Below are 20,578 nucleotides of genomic sequence, written 5' to 3'. Positions count from 1 at the left end.
CCCGGGGACCGGGGAGGGGGCTCGTTTTCCCAGATTCATTATCGTTTTTTCAGGGTAGGGGGGTGAAATCATGGCAGTTAAGGTAAGAAAGTTAAAGATTCAGCTAATGGATAAAATTGATCAGTCTGATTGGATGCAAGTTGAAAAAGTTGAAAGGTACATTAATCTCATAGAACTCTTTAATAGTTTGGATAAAGACATAAAAAAATACGGTACCATGATTGAGATAGTGAATGGATCTCAACAATTTAGTAAACCGAACCCTGCAATTGCTGAAAAGGTGAAAATAAGTGCATCTTTATTAAGTATTGAAAAATCATTCGAATTTGATATGGAAAAGGAAATTCAGCATAGTGCTAGTGATCTGGTTTGATTTCGAATAAATATGTTACTGAATATATTGAGCTTTATGAGTCAGGAAAGATTCAACTTAATAAAGAGCGCATTATGTTACTGGAATATTTACAGGAACATATATTAATCAGGGATGATTTATATTTCGATGAAAAGCTTATAGAAGACTTCGTGAAGTTTGCTGAGAAATGGTATTTCCCTTTACAGCCTTTTCAGAAATTCATAGCAGCATTCGTTTTTCTTTTTTATAAAGAGGACAATTCGGTTTTTTATGAACAATTTTTAATCATGATGGCTAGGGGTGGCGGTAAGAATGGATTAATTTCTGCCTTAAGTCATTTCTTCATAAGTCCCTTACACGGGATACCAAAATACAACATTTCCATTGTTGCGAATAGTGAACTTCAAGCAAAAACATCGTTCAAGGAAATTTACGATGTCATTGATGCCAATGAGGTATTAGATGATCTCTTTTATAAAACAAAGGTTGAAATAACAGGAAACGATACAAAGAGTGTTCTACAATATCACACTTCGAATGCAGATTCTAAAGATGGACTCCGTGATGGCTGTGTAATTTATGATGAAATTCATAGATATGAAAATTTTGATGTCGTAAATGTATTCTCAAGTGGGCTTGGGAAAGTCGACAATCCTAGAGAATTTTTTATAGGAACAGATGGATACGTGCGTGAAGGGTTCTTGGACAAAACGAAAGAGCGCGCCATGAACATCTTGAAAGGTGAAGACCTTGATGACCCACTATTTCCATTCATTTGTAAAATTGATGATCCTATAGAAGTGGACAATCCTGAACTGTGGGAAAAGGCGAATCCAATGTTTAGTGAGCCAAGGGGCACTTATGCTAAAAGGTTATTTAAGAAGGTGCTTGCCCAGTATAAACAACTCGTAAATAATCCCTCCAATCGTCAAGAGTTTATGACTAAACGGATGAACCTTCCGGAAGTTGATTTGAATAAGACAGTAGCCAGCTGGGAAGATATTATGAGGACTGGTTATGAAGAAGACGGAGAAACCTTAAGGAATGTTCCAGAACTCCGGCATCGTACTGCAGTTGGTGGTCTTGATTTCGCCAGTATCAAAGACTTTGCAGCAGTCGGACTTTTGTTCAGGGTAGGCGAGGATTATATTTGGAAAACACATTCATTTGTTCGCAAAGGATTTTTGGATAAGGTGAAATTAAAGGTTCCGATATATGAATGGGCAGATGAGGGTTTATTGACCATCCTGGATGAACCGGTAATCAATATTAAGCACATCGTGAATTGGTTTGTTGAAATGCGTGAGATATATGGGGTTAATACAATTGTGGCGGATACCTTCCGTTTGGATTTAGTAAAATCAGCATTAGAGGCTGAAGGATTTACCTTACTGTACATTCGGAATCCAAAAGCTATTCATGCCCTTTTGGCTCCCCGTGTGGAAACTCTATTTGCCAACAATAGTATCATTTATGGGGACAACCCTCTAATGCGTTGGTATACGAATAATGTTTATGTTCACACAAAGAAAGATGGCAATAAGGAGTACTTAAAAAAGGATGAATTTAAACGAAAGACGGATGGATTCCAGGCATTTATTCATGCTTTGTGGCAAGCTGATGAAATTTTAATCGCTGATGTGGACTTTTACTTAGATGATATAGATTTTTAAAAAGGAGGTGAGATATTGGGAATATTAGACCTATTTAGTAGCAGAAATAAAGAAATAGAATTCATGTTGGACTTTGATCTGATACAAGATACATCCAAAAGAATCCATATGAAGCAATTGGCTATACAAACATGTATCAATATGATTGGTCGAACAATTAGCCAATCAGAGTTTTATGTGAAGAAGGATAAAAAGATTGTGAAAGACGAAATGTATTACCGGTTAAATGTTAGGCCAAATCCCAATATGTCAGCGAGTCAATTTTGGCAAACAGTTGTCCATAAGCTGATCTATGACAACGAATGCTTAATCATCCAGTCCGATACTCAAGATTTATTAATTGCTGATTCTTTCACGCGGATTGAGTATGCCCTGGTCAATGATTCATTCAAAGATGTAACCATTAAAGACTATACATTTTCCAGGACATTTCAAATGAGTGATGTGATTTATCTGGAATATAGCAATAAAAAGCTATCGACATTGTTTGATGGTTTATATTCTGATTATGGAGAACTATTTGGCAGGATCATAGAATTTCAGAATCGTAAGAATCAAATACGTGGGCTTGTTGATGTAGAGGCTATCACTGATAAATCGGAAAAGGGACAAGAAAAATTACAGAATTATATAAACAAAATTTATAATGCTTTCACCTATAAGTCAGTAGCAATTGTTCCGCAACAAAAAGGATTTAAATTAGAAGAAATGAAAAATACAACTCAGCTTCAAAGTGTGGATGAAGTAGCCAAGGTAATTGATGGTTTTTTAGATCAGGTTGCCAAAGCCTTGGGTATTCCGGTTTCTTTGCTGCATGGTGATATGGCTGATGTAGAAAAGCCTACACGAAATTACATGACGTTTTGCATTGATCCTTTTTTGAAAAAAATTAGGGATGAATTGAATGCCAAGATGATTGATAAAAAGGAATACCTGGCAGGTAAGAAGATGGAAACTAAACGGGTTTCTTACAGTAATATGTTTGATGTCGCCACAGCTGTAGATAAGTTGAGAGCTTCAGGAGCATTTAACGGCAATGAATTGCGTGAAGCATTAGGTGAGGAAAGGGTGGACGATCCTATGATGGATAAATACTTCATCACCAAAAACTATCAAGAAAGTTCAGAAGCACTTAAAGGAGGTGAGAAAAGATGAAGCATAAAATCAAAGGTGACATTATTAATTGGAATTCGAGTATTTGGGATTTCAACTACTATATGAAGTCAATTAAAGAAGATGAGGATATTGATTTATCCGTTAATTCTTATGGTGGTGATGCCTTTTTAGGAATTGATATCTGTAATACTCTTAAAGATCATAAAGGATTTGTTACAGTAACGATAACTGGAATGGCAGCAAGTGCTGCATCAGTTATTTGTATGGGTGCTGATAAAATTAAAGCTCATGCCAATACAATGCTAATGGTTCACAATGCTCAAACATATGCTATGGGCGATGCTAACAAACTTCGAAAGGCAGCTGATAATGTAGAAAAGGTAAGCCAAGCTGTACTGAAATCATATACTACTCGGGTAGATGAGGATACCATGAAAAAATTACTCGATGATGAAACATATCTTACTGCTGAAGAAGCTTTAAAATATGGGTTGATTGATGAAATTATTGATGCTGAACCAGAAGAAGTTGAATCTGAAATCTTTGAAAACAAAGCAAAAGAATTTAATAATAAAATATCGGCTGCTGTTGCTCCGAAGCAACCTATCTCGGCGTCAACATCAGGCATTGACGAAAACACTTTAAAACAAATGTTTGCTGAATTTAAAAATGAAATTACAAATGAATTAAAACCAAAAGAGATTGATCCTGTTCCTGTTGCACCTAAACAGAACTTGAGCAGTCTCTTTTTAAATTTATAGGGGGAATGGAAAATGACAATTAAATTTAGTAACTTCGCTGAGAAAAAACAGGCATTTGCTTTAGCAACACAAGAAGGAAGTGCTGAAGAACAGGCAACAGCGTTAAATAATATGCTTGAGGCACTCGCAACTGATGTCCAAGGGGACATCATGGCGAAAGTTAATACGCATATGGCTGACAACTCAATCATGCAAGCAAGGGGCTCTAATGTACTTACAAGCGAAGAAACCAAATTCTTTAATGTTGTCATTGAAGAGGGTGGTTTCAAAGAAAATGCTACTTTGCCGGTCACTACCCAAGAGCGCATTTTTGAGGACTTAGTACAAGCACATCCTCTATTAGATCAAATCGGCATTCAAAATCTTGGTGCTGTAACTGAATACATCTATGGTGATCCTGAAGGCATGGCAGTATGGGGCGAATTATTTGGGGGAATCCAAGGGCAATTAAACGCTACGTTCCGTAAAGAAAAAATCAGCCAACTTAAATTAACAGCATTCATTCCACTATCCAATGACATGCTTAACCTTGGACCAGCATGGGTAGAGCGTTATGTCCGCACTATGGTTGTGGAAGCTATGACAGTTGGATTGGAACGTGGGTATGTTGCCGGTGATGGAAAAGGCATGCCAATTGGTCTCTTGAAAGACCTAAAAGGTGCTGTTGTGGATGGGGTATATCCAGACAAAGCATCTGCCGGCACTCTTACATTTGAGCCAGGACGCAAAACAATTGATGAATTAAAAGGCGTTGTTGAAAAGCTGTCTATTCGTACAGTCGGACCAGATAATGAAGAAAAAGTTCGCAATGTGGCCGGGAAAGTTGTCATGGTTGTCAATCCATTCGATAACTTTAGCATTCAAGCAAATGCAACAGTTCAAAACGCTGCAGGTATTTACGTGACAAGCCTGCCATTTAATCCAGTTATAACGGAATCCATGTTTGTACCAAAAGGTAAAGTCGTATTCTTTGTTCGCGGGGAGTACATTGCAGCTATTGGTGGAGCCATGGAAGTGAAGAAATACGATCAAACATTAGCTCTGGAAGATGCTACCCTTTATATCGCGAAACAATATGCAACAGGTAAGCCGAAAGACAATTATGCGTCACAAGTATACACTCTTGAATTAAACCCTCCTGCAGGCGTATAACCGGGGGTGATGTGATTGGAAATCACTACTGATTTACTTGAAGAGTTTAAGGAGCGTATGCATATTTCCCATTCGAGTGAGGACGACAATTTAAAAAGATTGTTGTCCTTTTCTATTTCTGCGATAAAAAGCAGTTGTGGAGAGTTTGATATTAATGGTGAAAAGGATACTGATCAGAGAGCAAAGGAACTTATATTTGAACGTACTCGTTATGCTTACAATGATGCTCTTGAGTATTTTGATGATAATTTCTTAAGTCAGATAACAAGCTTAGGGCTTTCATTGATACCGGAGAGTGATTCAGATGCAACCATTTAAATATAAACCGCCCAGGGTTAACACAGGGGACTTACGTACCCCAATTACGTTTTATGAGTATGCAGCCAATGAGGGGCCGGAACCAGGCGAATCTGAAAAAAATGTTCTATATCAGCCATGGGCCAAGATTGATAATGTTTGGTTGAAAGATTTAGAGATTGCCAAGGCTAATGGGACTTTAACTGATATCACCATTAAGATACGAGATCCACAAGCGGATTATATCCCTAATAATAAGCATTATCTTTCTATCGATGCTCCTGAATACCACGATAAGCGATTTAACGTTAAACATGTTCAACCTGACTTGCAGAATAGAAAATTCATCACCATTGTGGCAGGGCTAACCGAATGAGTGTGAAATTGACAGGTGAAAAGAAATTGCTTGCGGATATAGAAAAACATATCGGGAAATTGAAGGTGCAGCAATTAAGCGACACGGCTCTAAAAAAAGGAGCCGAGGTTTTTGTCAGCGAACTAAAGAGTCAATTTGAATCCTTTAAAGACGAAGGCTATTCACTTGAGGAAATTACAATAGCTGAACCTGTATGGGAAAACGGAATGAGAGTCGTTAAGATTCACTGGCGCGGCCCTCATGATCGTTATCGTATTATCCATTTAAACGAATTTGGTACTGTGAAAAACCCTAATCCAAAAGGTAAGGGAGCAATAGCCAGGGCCATGAGAAATGCCGAGAAAGAATATCGTGACACCATAAAAAGGGTGATAAAGGAGGGGATTTGATGGATGTATTAGGGATGGTATATAACGAGCTAATTGCTGACCCGTTTATTAAGGAGAAGGCTGAAGGAAGGATTAAATTTTATGAGTTTCCTGAAACCAGCAGCGTGACAACGGCTCCTAATATCATCATAGATCCATTGGATATCCCTCTGCCTAAAGATTTTGCTGATGATACTTGGTTGACCTATGACTGCCTTTATCAAATTGAAGTGTGGTCAAAAAACAGAACTGAGACAAGAGAATTATCTGAACAGATCCGAAAAGTCATGTGGGGTTTTGGTTTTCATCAAGGAACTGGTGTCGATGAATGGGATGAAGATACAGGTGTTTACCGCGATGCCAGAAGGTACCGCGGTAAATTATACAGAGAAGACTTAGACACTTTATAAGGTGTCTTTTTTTATATCATAAAAGGAGTGATTAGGAATGGCAGGAGAAAAAAGTTACCGAGCAACTACAGGGGTAGACGAATTTCATTATGGGACATTGGACGAAACAGGTGTTGGGGTAACTTCAATGGAACCTGAGCGAGTGAAGTTTCTTCAGGAAATAACGATTGAAATGCCGCAAGAAGCAGTTAGGGCTTACGGTGATAATACAACAGCTGAAATTGCTGTATCAAACGGAAATATCAGTGTTACATCAGCCTTTCACAAGGTACCAGTTGAGGATAAGAAAATATTGTTCGGATTGGAATCAACTGTGGATGGTCTGTATTCATACGGTCCAAATGATTTCCCTCCATATGTGGCCTGTGTATTTGCCAAAACGTATCAAGATGGATCAACTGAATGGGTAGGACTACCGAAAGGGATTTTTATGCGTCCTAACATTTCTAGTAAAACGAAAGAAGATAGCGTAGAGTTTCAAAATGAAGAAATCACAGCTGAATTCATGGACCGAGATGTAGAAGGATTTGAAGATGCTAAATCTGTACTTTTCGGTATGGATAAAAAAGGCGACACCACTAGCCGTGATGCAATCTTCCAAGCCATCTTCGGTAAAGCTTACCCTGGTTCTGGCGCACCAGCGGGGGTGTAATAGATGAGCAAGAAAAAGAAATATCAAGTCACCGTTGATTTCAAAGATCTTCAGGACAAAGATAAAATTTATCGTAAAGGGGATTCGTTTCCTAAACCGGGCAATAAAAAGGTTGAGGAAGAACGTTTAGAGGAATTATTGTCTTCTGAAAATAAGTTGGGAAAACCGGTAATTAAAGAAATCTAAGGAGTGGGCTAATGCCTGCTCTTTTTTTATTAGAAAAGGAGATGTTTTGGAATGGCTAATTTAAAACGTAACATGATCGAATTGGTGAAAGAAGTAAAAGAAGGGGAAATCGTCACAGAAAAACATCTAACTCCAATATTTATCCCTTTTTCAGTAGTATATGAGGCTGTAGATCTCACACAAGAATTGGAGAAAAGTGAAAAAGACAAAAATGCGTCAACCGAAAAGGATATGATCGACAAACTGCTGGAATTTGTCGCGAACAAGATTTATAACAAACAATTTACAAAAGAAGATCTATTTAATGGTCTGCATGCACCTGATGCTATTCAAACGCTTCAAGAGCAAATCATGTTTGTGGCGCAAGGACGTCAGACTGATGAAACAAAAAAGTTTTTGGCGAAGAAAGGTTAACGGATGAGGACTTTTCCCCAGCCAAGCAAAAGGAATACATGGATAAAGTCATCCTTGAAAGTATGAAGAACGGAAAGGACATCAATGAAGTGTTAAGCATGCCTTATCATTTTTTAATTGAAATCCTCAATGAACAAAATAAGCCAAGACAGGAAAAGTCCCTAATTGCCGCATTCGGAGGATAGGGACTTTTTTGGCATGTGAAGGGAGGGTGATTGATGGAGAAAATTGAAGGATTATCAATAGGACTAGATTTAGATACTCTTAATCTAAATAGTGGTCTTACGGATCTACGTTCAAAAATGAAATTAGTTTCTTCTGAGATGAAAGCTAATCTATCGGTATTTGACCGTGCTGACAAATCAGTAGGAAAATACCAAACAACACTCGATGGCTTAAATAAAAAAATTGAATTACAAAGAAGAATAACTGAAAAAGCACAAGTGGCTTATAGAAAAGCTGTAACCGATTTTGGTGAAGGCAGTAAAGAAGCCGATAAAGCAGCGAAATCTTATAATTACCAATCAGCAGCGTTACAAAGTTTACAACGTAATATCGAACGTACTTCTGACGAACTAAAAGATTTACAAAAAGAGCAAAGAATAACGGAATCCGGATGGGCAAGGTTTGGTGATTCTGCAGAAAAAGCAGGATCAAAATTAACTGGAATTGGAAGTGGGTTGAAGGACCTTGGTAAATCTATGTCTTTGTATATTACAGCCCCTATTGCTGGTCTGGGAGTAGCAGCCCTTAATACAGCTAAAGAATTTGAAGCGCAAATGTCCAAAGTAGCTGCAATTTCAGGGGCAACTGCCGAGGAATTAACAAAATTAAAAGATGCTGCGATAGAACTAGGTGCCTCCACAAGTAAATCCGCAAGTGAAGTAGCGGCCGGTCAAGAAAGTTTAGCTGCAATGGGGTTCACTGTCGAGGAAATATTAGGTTCTTTGCCTGGTGTAATTAGTGCAGCTGAAGCATCAGGTTCGGATATGGCTCAAACTGCGGATGTCATGGCTTCCTCATTAAATATATTCGGATTGGAAGCCTCTGAAGCAAGTAAGGTTGCAGATATTTTAGCACAAACCGCCAATCAATCTGCAGCTGATCTCACAGATATGCAGTACGCTCTGAAGTACGCAGGTCCACCAGCGGCAGCACTTGGAGTCAGCTTGGAAGAGTTATCCGGTGCTATTGGTATTATGACTAATGCGGGAATGCAAGGTGAACAAGCTGGGACAACATTACGAGCGGCCTTACTTTCATTACTAGATCCATCAGAGGAAAACAACAAAATGATGGCTGAGATGGGACTTGCAATAACTGATGCTGAGAATAACTTTGTAGGACTATCTCAACTAGTGGAGAATCTCTCGGGTTCAATGGAAGGTCAAACAGAGACACAGAAGGCCGCAACCCTTGCAAGCCTTGTTGGTACAGAGGCAGTTTCAGGAATGCTTTCTCTTATGAAAGCTGGTCCAGATGAAATAGATAAGATGACCAAAGCACTTGAAAATAGTGGCGGAGCCTCAGCAGAAGCATCAGCAATAATGAGGGATAATTTAAAAGGAGCATTAGACGGGCTCCAGGGGTCTTTAGAATCCGCGGGCATAGAAATTGGGACCATTCTTACCCCTACAATTAAAAAACTATCAGAATTTACACAAGGACTGGTTCAAAAATTTCTAGATCTTTCACCAGCTACTCAAAAAATGACCGTTGTTTTTGGTTTACTTTTAGCCGGTTTAGGGCCATTGCTTCTTGTAGGCGGGTTATTCATTGGCTTTTTAGGAAGTTTTCTAACAGGACTTAATACAGTTTTCCCGGCCATCGCAAAAGCAGGAGGATTGCTTAACTGGTTAAGGTTAGGTTTGGTAGCATTGACTGGACCAGTTGGAATAGTCATTGGGGTTTTGGCTTTGCTGGGTACATCATTTTATCTTCTTTGGACTCGTTCTGAAACCTTCAGAAATGGAGTAATTTCTGGATGGAATGCGATAAAATCAGCAGCATTATCTGTTTGGGGTTTTATCCAACCATATATCATGCAAGCTATTGGTGCAATGGTTGGGTTTGTTTCAGAGAAATTGACTCAAATGAAAATATTCTGGGATCAAAATGGCGCTCAAATATTGGGACTGGTTAAAGTATACTTTTCATCCATTTGGAAAAATATCCAGGTAGTTATCGGGTTAATTAAGGGGATTTTCCAAATAGTTTTCCCTATCATTGTGGGCATTGTAAAAGTAGCCTGGGCTAGCTTGAAATTAGTCATTAATAATGGGCTTACCATAATCTTTGGTATTATAAAAACCATTTTAGCGTTGATTCGTGGCGATTGGGACGGAGCATGGAAGGCAATTAAGAAAACGGCTCTAGGAATCATGAAAAATATCATTGGTTTTTTCAAAGATATTGATCTAAGGAGTACCGGGAAAGCTATTATCAACGGATTAATAGATGGTATTGGTAGTATGGCCGGAGCTTTGGCGAAAAAGGTTAATAGTTTAACCGATGGAATCAACTGGGTTATGGGGAAAATAGGGATAGACTTTGAGATTCCTGATTGGAACCCAACTGGTGGTAAATCTTCAAGTGGGGTAAACAAAAGAGGTGGTCCAGCGAAGTATGCAAAGGGAACCCCCTTTCATCCTGGAGGCCCAGCGATTCTAGGTGATGGATTAGGACCAGAGCTATTCAGAACATTAGATGGCTTTATTGGATTATCACCTGGAAGAGCCACATTAATGAATATTCCTAGAGGGACAGAGGTTTTACCTTACCAGCAAAGTAAACAGCTTTTAAAAGCAGGATTACCTGCCTATAAAAAAGGTGTGAAAGGGGAAGGTTCAAAAGGGAATATTTTGAGCCAAGCAGTCTCCAAAGTTAAAGATATTGGACTTGATGTATGGAGTTATATATCTGATCCTAAGAAACTCATGGGGAAAGTCTTTGAAAAGTTTGGTGTTTTCTTTTCTGGATTTAGTGGTGCGTTAGGAAAACTTGGTAGTGGGACATTGGACTTTCTTAAAGATAAATCCACAGGTATTGTTAAAAACAAAATGAAGGACTTGTTAGGTTCAGGTGGAAGTGGAAATACGGGACCTGTAGGCAGTGGAGTTGAAAGATGGCGCGGAACTGTTATGCAGGCTTTAGCAATGAATGGACTTCCAGTAACAGAAGCTTATGTAAATGCATGGTTAAGACAAATCAAGTCTGAATCAGGCGGAAATCCCAACGCAGTACAATCAACAGGCGTCAAAGATATTAATTATTATACTGGAAATTTAGCTCGTGGACTTGTCCAGGTAATCCCGCCAACATTCCGCGCCTATGCATTCCCAGGGCATAAGAATCAAATGAACGGCCTGGACAGCTTGCTTGCTGGTATGAATTACGCCAAGTCAAGATATGGATCTGCAAGTATGCTTAAATACATTGGTCATGGTCATGGTTATGCTACAGGAGGGCTTATTAATAATGCCGGTATGTATGAGCTAGCAGAGGGCGGATGGCCTGAGTTTGTTATCCCTACTGATCCAAGCAAACGAACAGACGCGATGAAGCTTTTGGCTTTAGCGGGAAAGAAAATTGACAGTGGAAACAAGCGACCTAATCAATTGCCGAATGTACGTGGAGGTAATAGCGATTCCGTCATGAGCCAACTTTTAAATGCGACATTACGGCAAAATGAAATTCTTTCTAAAGAGATAGCTAATTTATTAAGGATCATTTCGGAGAAAACAGGAGACGTTTATCTTGGCAAAGACCAGGTTGGCCGGGTACTTGATAATCGCAGTACAAATGTATTAAAAAGTAAATCTTTCAACATGGGGGTTAGATGATGGGAGAGTATGACTTGTTAATCGATTATGGCAGCGGTGAACAGAAATTGAGTGAGTTATTACCAAAAGTAAATCTCCTATCATTTAGCCCACCAGCTCCCATTATCGAAAGGGATGTACAGTCCATTCCAGGTAAAAGTGGATTGATTCAAACCAATCAAAAAAAGGTAGTCTACAAAGAAAGGTCAATACCCGTAAAATTGCTGATTAAATCAGTAATCCCTCAACAATTTTATTTGTGGAGAAGTGAAGTATATAGATTGTTAGTAAGAGATGAACCTTATTATATTTCCAATACATTTGAGCCATATAAAAGATGGTTAGTCACATGTGATGGGAATTTTTCCATTGAAAAGGAAGAGCGATACAACCATAAGGAATTTCAAGTTGAGTTCACATGCCTCCCAGGTGTGGCGGAGTCCAAATACAACACAGCATCTGCATATAATTTAAGCAAGGAACGATTCGGCATTGGAATGAATATTCCTAACGAAGATCTTGTCTATCTTTTTGAGGATAATAATGACCAACTCCCTTATCAATATAGGGTTTATAACGGGGGAGATATTCGTTTATACACTACGGAACATGACTTTGAAGTGGAGTTGACCCTTACAGGTAAAGACGTAAAGATCAGAAACAGAAATACTGGGGAGTATTTAATCATCAATGAAACGTTAACCAATGCGAAGGTAAGTATTTTTCGCCAATACGTCACTGTGAATGGGAAGATTTCTAAGACTACTGGGCGTTTTCCTTCCCTTCTCCCTGGCTATAACCTTATGGAAATAACCGGAGCTAGTCAGAAAAACATCAAATTTAACACAAGGTTTTATTATAAGTAGGTGGTTGAATGATTAAAGGGATTGATGTATCGCATTGGCAGGGTTCAATTAACTGGGGACTTGTTGCAGCTGATGGTGTGAAATTTGCTATTATTAAGGCAACACAAGGAACCACTTATATCGATTCAACTTTTAAAACGAATATCACCAATGCCAAGAATATCGGGTTAAAAGTGGGTGCCTATCACTTTGCCAATTTCAAGTCCAATTCAGAGGCTTTGGCAGAAGCAAAATTCTTTTTAAAGACCGTCAAAGATTTTGAAATGGATTTACCCCTGGTATTAGATATTGAAACAGATTCAGGTAATATTGGAAAATCGGCTTTGACAGCAGCAGCCAAGACTTTTCTGGATTATCTAATATCTCAAGGCAGAAAAGTAATGATTTACACTTACTATTCCTTTTATCAAAATAAAATCGATGCTAGTGGTTATCCGTTGTGGATAGCAAGATATACCACAGCTTCGGACCCAGATGTTAGTGGTTGGACTGTTTGGCAATACACACAAGAAGGAAAAATTAATGGGATAACTGGAAATGTGGATGTGAATCGAGCAATCGATTCTTTTTTTGATGATCTTATTACTTCCACACCTACACCTGAAGCTCCGATATTGGATACGCCTATTCTGGAAGTGACAGGCGATACAACATATGAAGTGGTGAAGGATGTATTTTTAAATCAAATATTTGTGGAAAGTAAAACCACAGGGGAACGGGTTGAAATTGTGGACGTAGTCCCTTCTATAAGTGATGGATTGAATGGAAAAAAGGAATTGTCCTTTACCATTAGTCGAACCGAGGAAAATCAAGTGGAATATGACATGTTGGTTAATGACAACATCATCGTCATCGATGAAAAGAGATTTAAGGCTCAGAGATATTTCATTTTAGATATAGATTCAGATAATATTGCATTCACGAAAACCATTACGGCTTCACATACGTATGTAGCAAGGCTGGTTAACAATATGGTAAACACGTCCAAAACGGGAACGTTGAAACTCACGGAGGCTTTAGATATAGCTTTAAAAGGAAGTGGGTTTAGTTATGTATTGGATGCCTCTGCAAAAACCATAGAAGCAGTAGAACAGGAGAATTTTGGGGAACAAAATTCCCAAACGTTGATGGATGAAACCATTGAAGATTATAAGATTGAATTGGATGTAGACAATACAAAAATTTATGTCTATAAACAAATGGGTAAGAAAGTGAATTATTTATTAGACACTCGGTATAACGTAGCTGGATTGCAAATTTCTTCATCCACACGAAACAGTACCACAAGGGCATGGGGATATGGAAAGCAAGATGATAAAGGGAAGTATCTATTTGATCCTGTTTTGTATGTCCACCCTGAAGAGAAGAATTATCTATTGGATGGATTTCCTCGGTATGCTGATGATATCAGAGATGATAGGTTCACTAAAGAAAGTAGTATAAAAACTGCTTTAGAAAACTTAGTCAATCCTTATCCGGAAGTAACAGCAAATGTAGATTTGGCCATTTTTTACGACCCCAGACTGGAAGGCTTTGAAGAGGTTTTCTTCAAGGGAGACACCATTAGCATGATTGCTGATAAGGCTGGCGGTGGGACCTATCAGGATGAGCTTAGAATCATCGATATGAAGTACAATCCACTTGATCAGTACAGCAAACCAGAATTGAACTTTTCTACCTTCCGGAAAGATATCTACGATATGCAAGTGGATGACAAAATACAAATCAAAAGGCAAGCGAAGTACATCCGAAATACATCGAGTGGGATTAGAAACAGCTTACCCCAACAAATCATGTTGATCTTGCGTTTTGATGGAACGAAATGGACCATTAAAACAAGCAACCTATCATCAGCGAGTATCTCTGTTCAAGGGGATGCTCTTTTTGTATTGACCGGTGGGGTTTCTGTTAACACCATATCCATCGTAATCAACGAAGATTTATTACTTAAAGGAAATGGTTTTGATGCGTTGACTGATTTCGAGACAGCGGACAACGCTATCAAGATTAATCTAATGAAAGATAGGGTAATTGTATCTCCTGAAACCAATATACCAACAGGCGCGCAAATTACCGTTTCCGCCTATCTACAGTAAGGAGTGTGAGAAATGTCCTTTAATTTAATTAAAAATTATGATCCTACGAAAAATGCAAAATTTCTTTCTGAATTGGATCAAAACGCAAGATATACAGAATACGCCCTGAATCAATTATTAGGGGAGATTAGAAATCATATCCTCACCAAAAAGGCGCATGATGCTCGAGACATTTTTTTCGATGATGACTCGGTATACAACCGGATCGTTAACACCAATAAACGTATCAATAATTTAATCTTAAACACGGCTGAATTAGCCGAAGTTGTGGATGGCCGTCTTGATACGGAAGGTGAGCTCCATCCAGTATTAAAAGACCGGTTAGATAAGGAATACAATAAATTAAAGAATCGAATTGACCGAGTGGTAAATGTTAAAGACTTTGGCGCTGCCGGTGACGGTGTTACGGATGACTCAGAAGCCTTTAAGAGGGCATTAGGAAACGGCCGGGTAAGATTGCTAGTTCCAGCAGGCACCTACATTATTAGAGGGTTAAAGTTACCTTCATGGACCTATTTAATTGGTGACGGAAAAGGATTAACGATCCTGAAATTACACGAAGAAACACCTGCAGGCGAATGGGTCATCACCAATAATGATTATCTAAACGGAAACAGGAATATATTCATCCAAGGCATGTCATTGGATTGGAATCCAGACAGGCAAGGTGGCGTGGGGGCTGTCGGTGGACAGAAATCCAGCTGTTTAACCTTAGCCAAAGTAAGTTATGGATGGATTAAGGATGTAGAAGCTATTAATGCCGGATTACATGGATTTGATATTACATCACCTGTCTATAACCATGCGTCCGATACAGATTACACGAAAGACGGTTGTCGATATATTTGGATTGATAGCTGTGTAGCTTATGGTTATGGCGATGATGGAATCACCACTCATTATAGTGAGTATGTGTTTATTAGTAATAACTTTTGTGTTTCTCCTAGTGGAAATGCTCATGAAGATGGGATCAGTAATTCAAATGGGGTTGAAGTGGATGACGGTTCCAAACATGTATGGCTGACCAATAACTTTACGAGTGGAAATATCCGAGGGGTGGAAGTAAAGGCACATGCCGACTGGCCAGCATCCCAGGATGTTCACATCATTGGGCATGTCTCTTATAGAGATGTTCGGTCTTATGATTTCCGCCATATAGGTCATCATGCTGCAACAGATCCAGTTTCCACAACGGCTTTCGATATCAATGTAACCAACTGTACAGCAATTGAACCAATTTTCAATGGTTTATACGAAGGATTAACACCTCGTGCACTTGCTATTTCGGCTTATCAAAATGTGGCGGTTTCAGGATTCACAGCGATTGGAGACCCCAATTATGACTATCAAAACAATCCGGTTATTGCGATTCAATATAAAAGTAAAAATATCGGACTTCATAATATAAACATTCGAGGTTTCAAGAAAGCAAGCACCGATATTAGATTGTTTGGTGGGGATCAAAATACAGATTACATCAATATAAGTAATATCCAAATTCTTAATTCAGCAAAAGAGGGAATAGGCATAGGCGGGGCCATTTATCATGTGAATATTTCAAATGTAAACATGATAAACGATGGTAGTGGAGAAACGGGACTCATTTCGGTTAATTCCCAGGATAGTATAACGGGTGTTTTTGCAGAAGGTTATGCTAACGCCGCAGTAATTGCAGGTAACACCTATAAAGATTTTGTTCCGAATAATCTCAAAGGCGGAACAAGGATTGCTTCATCTAGTGGTCAACCTTTAACAGAGACTTCGGTAATTATTTCTTCAACGGTAGACTGCAGGGCAACAGGAGATAAAACAGCCGTAATAGCTTCTTCTAATTCTGAGGCAAGAGGGGAAGCAAGTGTTATTATTGGATCATCTGGGGGCTCTAAGACAGAAGGCGGCCGTGACGTCATTATAGGTTCCAATAATTCAAGGACACCCGGGAAAGATGAAAACGGTAAGATTATTTTAGCCAGTAATAGTGTTGTGAATGACAATAACTATTCTGTTCGTGGTGGATATGGGGCCAGCGAAATTCCAACAACAGCTAATGCAAAGTGGGAACTCGATTCGATGAACGGTAATATCAAAGGGGCAGGCAGTATAACAGGGTCCTCTTCTTTTTCCGATTATGCGGAGTACTTCGAATCGGTTGATGGTAAATCAATCAAGACAGGAACTATTGTCACATTAGAAAATGAAAAAATCAAAGCTGCTGTTGAAGGGGATCATATGCTAGGTGTAATTTCCGAAACAGCTGGTGTGGTTCTGGGGGAAATGACCTTTCACTGGAAAAACCGATATATACTTAATGAATTCGGCGGATTGATTTATGAGGAAACAACCGTCAAAATCATCAATGATGAAACCGGAGAGGTAACGGAAGAAGTCAGAATGATGCCTAAAGAAAATCCTGAATGGGTAGACGGGGAGTATTTATCAAGGGAAGAACGTCCAGAATGGAATATTGTCGGGCTTTTAGGTCAAGTTTATGTACGTATTGACGATACGGTTGAAGCCGGTAATTATATCAAACCTCATGAGGGAATTGCTACAAAATCCGAAGAATTCGGGCAAGGATGGAGAATCATGAAAATCACCTCTAAATACGACCCGGATAAAGGTTATGGAATTGCATTATGTTTCATTCGGTAAGGGCTGGATATCCAGTCCTTTTCATTTTGTCTATAGAAAGGTAGGGATACCATGGTAAACGAAATTTTTAAAAGTGCTTTCATTAGAGCCAATGTTGCCGTCACATCCAACATAACTAAAACATCCATTAGGTTCACAACGCAAGACAATGGTACAGCAAAACTTGTATTTAATATAAATAAAGATAATTCGCCCTTACCTTTAGGTTCCGCAGCTACTGCGAAAATTTTTCTCAGAATGGCAGATGGAAGTGCATTCGAAAAGGATGCAACTATAATTGATCCTGTGAATGGGCAAGTGGAATATATCCTCGTTGAAGAGATCAATCATCCTGGTGTAGTAAAAGGAGAAATGAATGTTTATTTTTCTAATGGCCAATCCATGACAGTATGCCAGTTTCAGTTCACAATTGAAAAAACCTTGAAGGATAGAGATATTGTCCCTTTAGCTGATTATTACGTGAAGGATTTTGAATCATTAAAAGGGGTTGTAACGGATCAGGCAGCAGAAACAGAGCAAGTCCTTTTCAATACAAAAGAACAACTTGAACGGCTGACTGAGGAAACAGGTGCCAATATTGCTGTGCAGGTGGATGCAGCAAAGAAAGATACAGAAGGGGTCACACACAATGATTTACCTTCCAGGTTGGACGCGGAATTCGGAAAAGTTACCACACAGTTGGCGGATATGGTGACGGAAAATAACACCTATAGCGTAAAACAGGAGAGAAACTTATCATCCTATTCAAGCAAAATGAATAATAACGAACCTGTGGTTATTGTGTGTCAGGGGGACAGCCTGGACAACAGTCAAGATACTGAAAGTGCTGACCGCAGACCTTATACAGCAGATCCTACTTATGTTATAGGTGGCTCTACAGATACAACAATTGGAGCATATACTTACCCCGAAATTTTACAAGCTTCTTTGAATGAATCAGGTAAGCAAGTCACTGTTTTAAAAAGAGGGTTTAACGGAGATACTGCAGAAAAGTCTTACAATCGTTGGTCAACTAACCCAAATGCAGATTTACACATCATTCAATTAGGAACCAATGATACGTGGGTTGAACAAGATGTATTAGTCAATCTGCAAAATTATTATGATTTAATTAAAAGAATTATTGATTGGGGAAGCGCGGTCGTTATTTTTACCCCACCGCGAAAAAACGGCTACTCTAAAAATCAAGGAACTTACGTTTCCGTTTTAAAGGAAATGGGGAAACGTTTATCAATACCTGTCATTGATACTACCTTATTCCTTGATGGCTACTATGCAAATGATGTTTTTCAAAGTGATGGTGTTCATTTAAAGGGTAAGGGTTATTACATCATGGGGGCTAAAGCAGCATCAGTATTAACAGGCATCACAACAATAATTGATCCATATAAGATTCGAAATAATCGTCAGCTTGTCATAGATCCAAATTATAACCATTGGTCTTCGAGAGGAAGTATAACGTTTGAAAGTAATAATCAGAGTCCTTTCGGTTCTGGTGTAACTTATGGTGATGGAAACGTTGCTATAATTGGGGCTAACTCTCAAATTAATTTTGGATTTTATGCAGATGAAGATGATTTATTGATTATTCCCCAATTTAGAACAACCGATGGACAATGTACGATTGAATTAAATTATAGGGCTGAGACCCCCTACCCTGTTTCTTCTTTAGTTGATGGAAAAGTAAATAAAGAGGGGCAATCCAGACCTCCTTTTTCATTAACTTATAATTACGGTCAAAGCCAAGTGTTGGATTACCGATACATTAACATCAATGACTTGAATGGGTGCGCGTTTAGATTGACCTCTAGAGGTTATAACTCTATACAAGTAAAAAATATACTAACTAGTGGAACTGTATGGTTATACGGATTCACTGTGATAAATTTATCTAGCTATTTAATTCACCGTTTCATTGTTGCTAACGCAGCAAGTACAGGGCTTACAATTGGTAATTCAAGTTTAGAATCCATGGGATTGTTGGCAAAGACCATCTTTACGCAAGGGTTGCTATTACCAGATTTAAGTTCCGGGGAAAAGGATATCGGGGCTTATCATACAAAGTTCCAGAAAATGTTTTTGAACGGGTTTGTTTCAACAGGTGCTTTTTCAACTGCAAACATACCCTCTTATAATGATTATCAGCCGGGAGCAATGATATATGACACAACCTTAGATAAACCTATTTTCAGGAATGCTGCTAATAACGGGTTTGTGGATAATCTAAGTAAATTTGTTTCGGTCCCAACTAGTGCAACAGCTTCGGGTTTCCCAGGGGAATGGTCATCCGATAGTAATTATCTATATGTTTGTCATGCAAAGAATACTTGGAAAAGGTCCCCTATAAGTACATGGTAGTAAGTATAAATGCATAAAGAATACCAATACTCGCCAAAAAGGTGGTATTATTAATCAAATATACTACTTTTTGGAGTGAAAAGAATTGAAGAAGAAAATGAATATAGTATTAATTGTTGCTTTTTGCCTTTTAGTAACCCTTATCGGAAAGTTTTCTTATGATGCTAAAGTTGAGAAAACACAGGTTGAATTGAAAGCATATGCAAAGGTTCATGCTGAAGAAGAAAAAAAACTTGAGCTAGAAGAGGCAAAAACTAAGGCTAAGAAAAGGGCAGAAGAGAAAAGAGTTTTTGAAGAGCATAAGGGAGAAAAATTAGTATACTCACCAATGGGAGATAGTTTAGCTCTTGGTCTTCACGCAACAAAAGAAAACAAAAAATATACTTCACTCCTTTCTGAAATGATAGAGAATAAGATGGGATACGATGTTCAGAGGGCAGATGGAGCTGTAGATGGTGGAAAAGGCTTAGTTGATTTAGGTATTCCAGAATTACCAAATGTATTAAATGAATTTCCGGATTTTGTAACCATTGAATTCGGAACTAATGACTCTGATGAAAATTTAGATGCTTACTCAACACCGGAGGAGTTTAAGGAAAGATTAGAGTATGTGATTAATAATTTGAAATCAAATTCAAAAAAACCAAAAATACTGCTAGTCACAACGTGGAACTTAGGAGAAAAATCATTGATCTATGATGATATAATTGAAACTGTTGGAAAAGAAAATGAAGTTCCAGTCGTTAACATACAATCTGTTTGGCAAAATAGAACAAAAACGTATGGACCTGAAGGTTATAAGGATCTTTTTGGAAACGAAAGTGATAACTGGCACCCAAACGATCAAGGACATAAAGAAATAGCAGATATTATATTTGATAAAGCCTACAATATTTTAAAATAAAAATGTTTTACTGTGCAGTAGGAACAAACTGTGCGGTACTGAAACTAAAAAGCAATACAATTCAAGTCGTCCAAATGGGCGGCTTTTTATTATGTATAAAATCAACCTAGACATACAGAGA

At 38.5% G+C, this 20,578-nt stretch carries 19 protein-coding genes; all 19 read left to right on the top strand.

From position 1 onward, the window contains the following. The first annotated feature begins 70 nt into the window (after nt 1–70). Nucleotides 71–373, top strand: coding sequence for a P27 family phage terminase small subunit (locus J7I90_RS20690; RefSeq protein ID WP_214773558.1), 303 nt, complete (start codon nt 71–73; stop codon nt 371–373). Next, nucleotides 370–2,028, top strand: a complete 1,659-nt coding sequence (locus tag J7I90_RS20685) for a terminase TerL endonuclease subunit (protein ID WP_214773557.1) — start codon at nt 370–372, stop codon at nt 2,026–2,028. Before J7I90_RS20690 ends, J7I90_RS20685 begins: the two co-directional genes overlap by 4 nt. A gap of 63 nt (nt 2,029–2,091) precedes the next feature. Next, a complete protein-coding gene (locus J7I90_RS20680) occupies nt 2,092–3,183 on the top strand; it encodes a phage portal protein (RefSeq protein WP_214773559.1) in 1,092 nt (363 codons plus the stop codon). After that, nucleotides 3,180–3,905, top strand: a complete 726-nt coding sequence (locus tag J7I90_RS20675) for a head maturation protease, ClpP-related (protein ID WP_214773556.1) — start codon at nt 3,180–3,182, stop codon at nt 3,903–3,905. The genes J7I90_RS20680 and J7I90_RS20675 overlap by 4 nt, the downstream gene beginning before the upstream one ends. Nucleotides 3,906–3,917: 12 nt before the next feature. Continuing rightward, a complete protein-coding gene (locus tag J7I90_RS20670; protein ID WP_214773555.1) occupies nt 3,918–5,057 on the top strand; it encodes a phage major capsid protein in 1,140 nt (379 codons plus the stop codon). A 15-nt stretch (nt 5,058–5,072) separates the two neighbouring features. Next, nucleotides 5,073–5,375 (top strand): head-tail connector protein, encoded by a 303-nt coding sequence (locus J7I90_RS20665; RefSeq protein WP_214773554.1) that lies wholly within the window; start codon nt 5,073–5,075, stop codon nt 5,373–5,375. Further along, entirely contained in the window at nt 5,362–5,730 is a 369-nt protein-coding gene (locus tag J7I90_RS20660; RefSeq protein WP_214773553.1) for a phage head completion protein, read from the top strand. The genes J7I90_RS20665 and J7I90_RS20660 overlap by 14 nt, the downstream gene beginning before the upstream one ends. Next, complete coding sequence (locus tag J7I90_RS20655) at nt 5,727–6,119, top strand: hypothetical protein (RefSeq protein WP_214773552.1); 393 nt, start codon at nt 5,727–5,729, stop codon at nt 6,117–6,119. The genes J7I90_RS20660 and J7I90_RS20655 overlap by 4 nt, the downstream gene beginning before the upstream one ends. Next, entirely contained in the window at nt 6,119–6,508 is a 390-nt protein-coding gene (locus J7I90_RS20650; RefSeq protein ID WP_214773551.1) for a hypothetical protein, read from the top strand. The genes J7I90_RS20655 and J7I90_RS20650 overlap by 1 nt, the downstream gene beginning before the upstream one ends. 37 nt (nt 6,509–6,545) lie before the next feature. Next, the gene (locus J7I90_RS20645) at nt 6,546–7,160 is read left to right on the top strand and encodes a major tail protein (RefSeq protein ID WP_214773550.1); all 615 of its coding nucleotides are present in this window, start codon (nt 6,546–6,548) and stop codon (nt 7,158–7,160) included. A gap of 3 nt (nt 7,161–7,163) precedes the next feature. Next, the gene (locus tag J7I90_RS20640; RefSeq protein ID WP_214773549.1) at nt 7,164–7,346 is read left to right on the top strand and encodes a hypothetical protein; all 183 of its coding nucleotides are present in this window, start codon (nt 7,164–7,166) and stop codon (nt 7,344–7,346) included. Nucleotides 7,347–7,397: 51 nt separating this feature from the next. Beyond that, on the top strand, nt 7,398–7,760 hold the full coding sequence (gene gpG, locus J7I90_RS20635; protein ID WP_214773548.1) for a phage tail assembly chaperone G: 363 nt from the start codon (nt 7,398–7,400) through the stop codon (nt 7,758–7,760). Nucleotides 7,761–7,798: 38 nt separating this feature from the next. After that, complete coding sequence (gene gpGT / locus J7I90_RS20630) at nt 7,799–7,945, top strand: phage tail assembly chaperone GT (protein WP_214773547.1); 147 nt, start codon at nt 7,799–7,801, stop codon at nt 7,943–7,945. 33 nt (nt 7,946–7,978) lie between these two features. Further along, complete coding sequence (locus tag J7I90_RS20625; protein WP_214773546.1) at nt 7,979–11,602, top strand: phage tail tape measure protein; 3,624 nt, start codon at nt 7,979–7,981, stop codon at nt 11,600–11,602. Further along, nucleotides 11,602–12,447 (top strand): phage tail domain-containing protein, encoded by an 846-nt coding sequence (locus tag J7I90_RS20620; protein ID WP_214773545.1) that lies wholly within the window; start codon nt 11,602–11,604, stop codon nt 12,445–12,447. Before J7I90_RS20625 ends, J7I90_RS20620 begins: the two co-directional genes overlap by 1 nt. Before the next feature lie 8 nt (nt 12,448–12,455). Next, nucleotides 12,456–14,543 (top strand): phage tail spike protein, encoded by a 2,088-nt coding sequence (locus tag J7I90_RS20615; protein ID WP_214773544.1) that lies wholly within the window; start codon nt 12,456–12,458, stop codon nt 14,541–14,543. 12 nt (nt 14,544–14,555) lie between these two features. Beyond that, nucleotides 14,556–17,195 carry a peptidase G2 autoproteolytic cleavage domain-containing protein gene (locus tag J7I90_RS20610; RefSeq protein ID WP_214773543.1) on the top strand — a complete coding sequence of 880 codons (2,640 nt, stop codon included), beginning with the start codon at nt 14,556–14,558 and terminating at the stop codon, nt 17,193–17,195. 51 nt (nt 17,196–17,246) lie between these two features. Further along, nucleotides 17,247–19,553: an SGNH/GDSL hydrolase family protein gene (locus J7I90_RS20605; protein ID WP_214773542.1), complete on the top strand. Its 2,307-nt coding sequence runs from the start codon at nt 17,247–17,249 to the stop codon at nt 19,551–19,553. Between the two features lie 85 nt (nt 19,554–19,638). Continuing rightward, the gene (locus tag J7I90_RS20600) at nt 19,639–20,457 is read left to right on the top strand and encodes an SGNH/GDSL hydrolase family protein (RefSeq protein ID WP_214773541.1); all 819 of its coding nucleotides are present in this window, start codon (nt 19,639–19,641) and stop codon (nt 20,455–20,457) included. Nucleotides 20,458–20,578 lie beyond the last annotated feature (121 nt).

Origin of the sequence: Bacillus sp. ISL-57, assembly GCF_018613135.1 — a bacterium.
Lineage (GTDB): Bacteria > Bacillota > Bacilli > Bacillales > DSM-1321 > Peribacillus > Peribacillus frigoritolerans.
The sequence above is the reverse complement of the archived record's forward strand: the minus strand, read 5'-3'. Positions and strand labels throughout refer to the sequence as shown.

Excerpts from the sequence above, each read along its gene's own strand:
- J7I90_RS20645 (WP_214773550.1), top strand. The coding sequence starts at position 6,546 with ATGGCAGGAGAAAAAAGTTACCGAGCAACTACAGGGGTAGACGAATTT.
- J7I90_RS20620 (WP_214773545.1), top strand. The coding sequence starts at position 11,602 with ATGGGAGAGTATGACTTGTTAATCGATTATGGCAGCGGTGAACAGAAA.
- J7I90_RS20675 (WP_214773556.1), top strand. The coding sequence starts at position 3,180 with ATGAAGCATAAAATCAAAGGTGACATTATTAATTGGAATTCGAGTATT.
- J7I90_RS20615 (WP_214773544.1), top strand. The coding sequence starts at position 12,456 with ATGATTAAAGGGATTGATGTATCGCATTGGCAGGGTTCAATTAACTGG.
- J7I90_RS20610 (WP_214773543.1), top strand. The coding sequence starts at position 14,556 with ATGTCCTTTAATTTAATTAAAAATTATGATCCTACGAAAAATGCAAAA.
- J7I90_RS20655 (WP_214773552.1), top strand. The coding sequence starts at position 5,727 with ATGAGTGTGAAATTGACAGGTGAAAAGAAATTGCTTGCGGATATAGAA.
- J7I90_RS20605 (WP_214773542.1), top strand. The coding sequence starts at position 17,247 with ATGGTAAACGAAATTTTTAAAAGTGCTTTCATTAGAGCCAATGTTGCC.
- J7I90_RS20650 (WP_214773551.1), top strand. The coding sequence starts at position 6,119 with ATGGATGTATTAGGGATGGTATATAACGAGCTAATTGCTGACCCGTTT.
- J7I90_RS20640 (WP_214773549.1), top strand. The coding sequence starts at position 7,164 with ATGAGCAAGAAAAAGAAATATCAAGTCACCGTTGATTTCAAAGATCTT.
- J7I90_RS20625 (WP_214773546.1), top strand. The coding sequence starts at position 7,979 with ATGGAGAAAATTGAAGGATTATCAATAGGACTAGATTTAGATACTCTT.
- J7I90_RS20670 (WP_214773555.1), top strand. The coding sequence starts at position 3,918 with ATGACAATTAAATTTAGTAACTTCGCTGAGAAAAAACAGGCATTTGCT.
- gpGT (WP_214773547.1), top strand. The coding sequence starts at position 7,799 with ATGGATAAAGTCATCCTTGAAAGTATGAAGAACGGAAAGGACATCAAT.
- J7I90_RS20690 (WP_214773558.1), top strand. The coding sequence starts at position 71 with ATGGCAGTTAAGGTAAGAAAGTTAAAGATTCAGCTAATGGATAAAATT.
- J7I90_RS20660 (WP_214773553.1), top strand. The coding sequence starts at position 5,362 with ATGCAACCATTTAAATATAAACCGCCCAGGGTTAACACAGGGGACTTA.
- J7I90_RS20680 (WP_214773559.1), top strand. The coding sequence starts at position 2,092 with ATGTTGGACTTTGATCTGATACAAGATACATCCAAAAGAATCCATATG.
- gpG (WP_214773548.1), top strand. The coding sequence starts at position 7,398 with ATGGCTAATTTAAAACGTAACATGATCGAATTGGTGAAAGAAGTAAAA.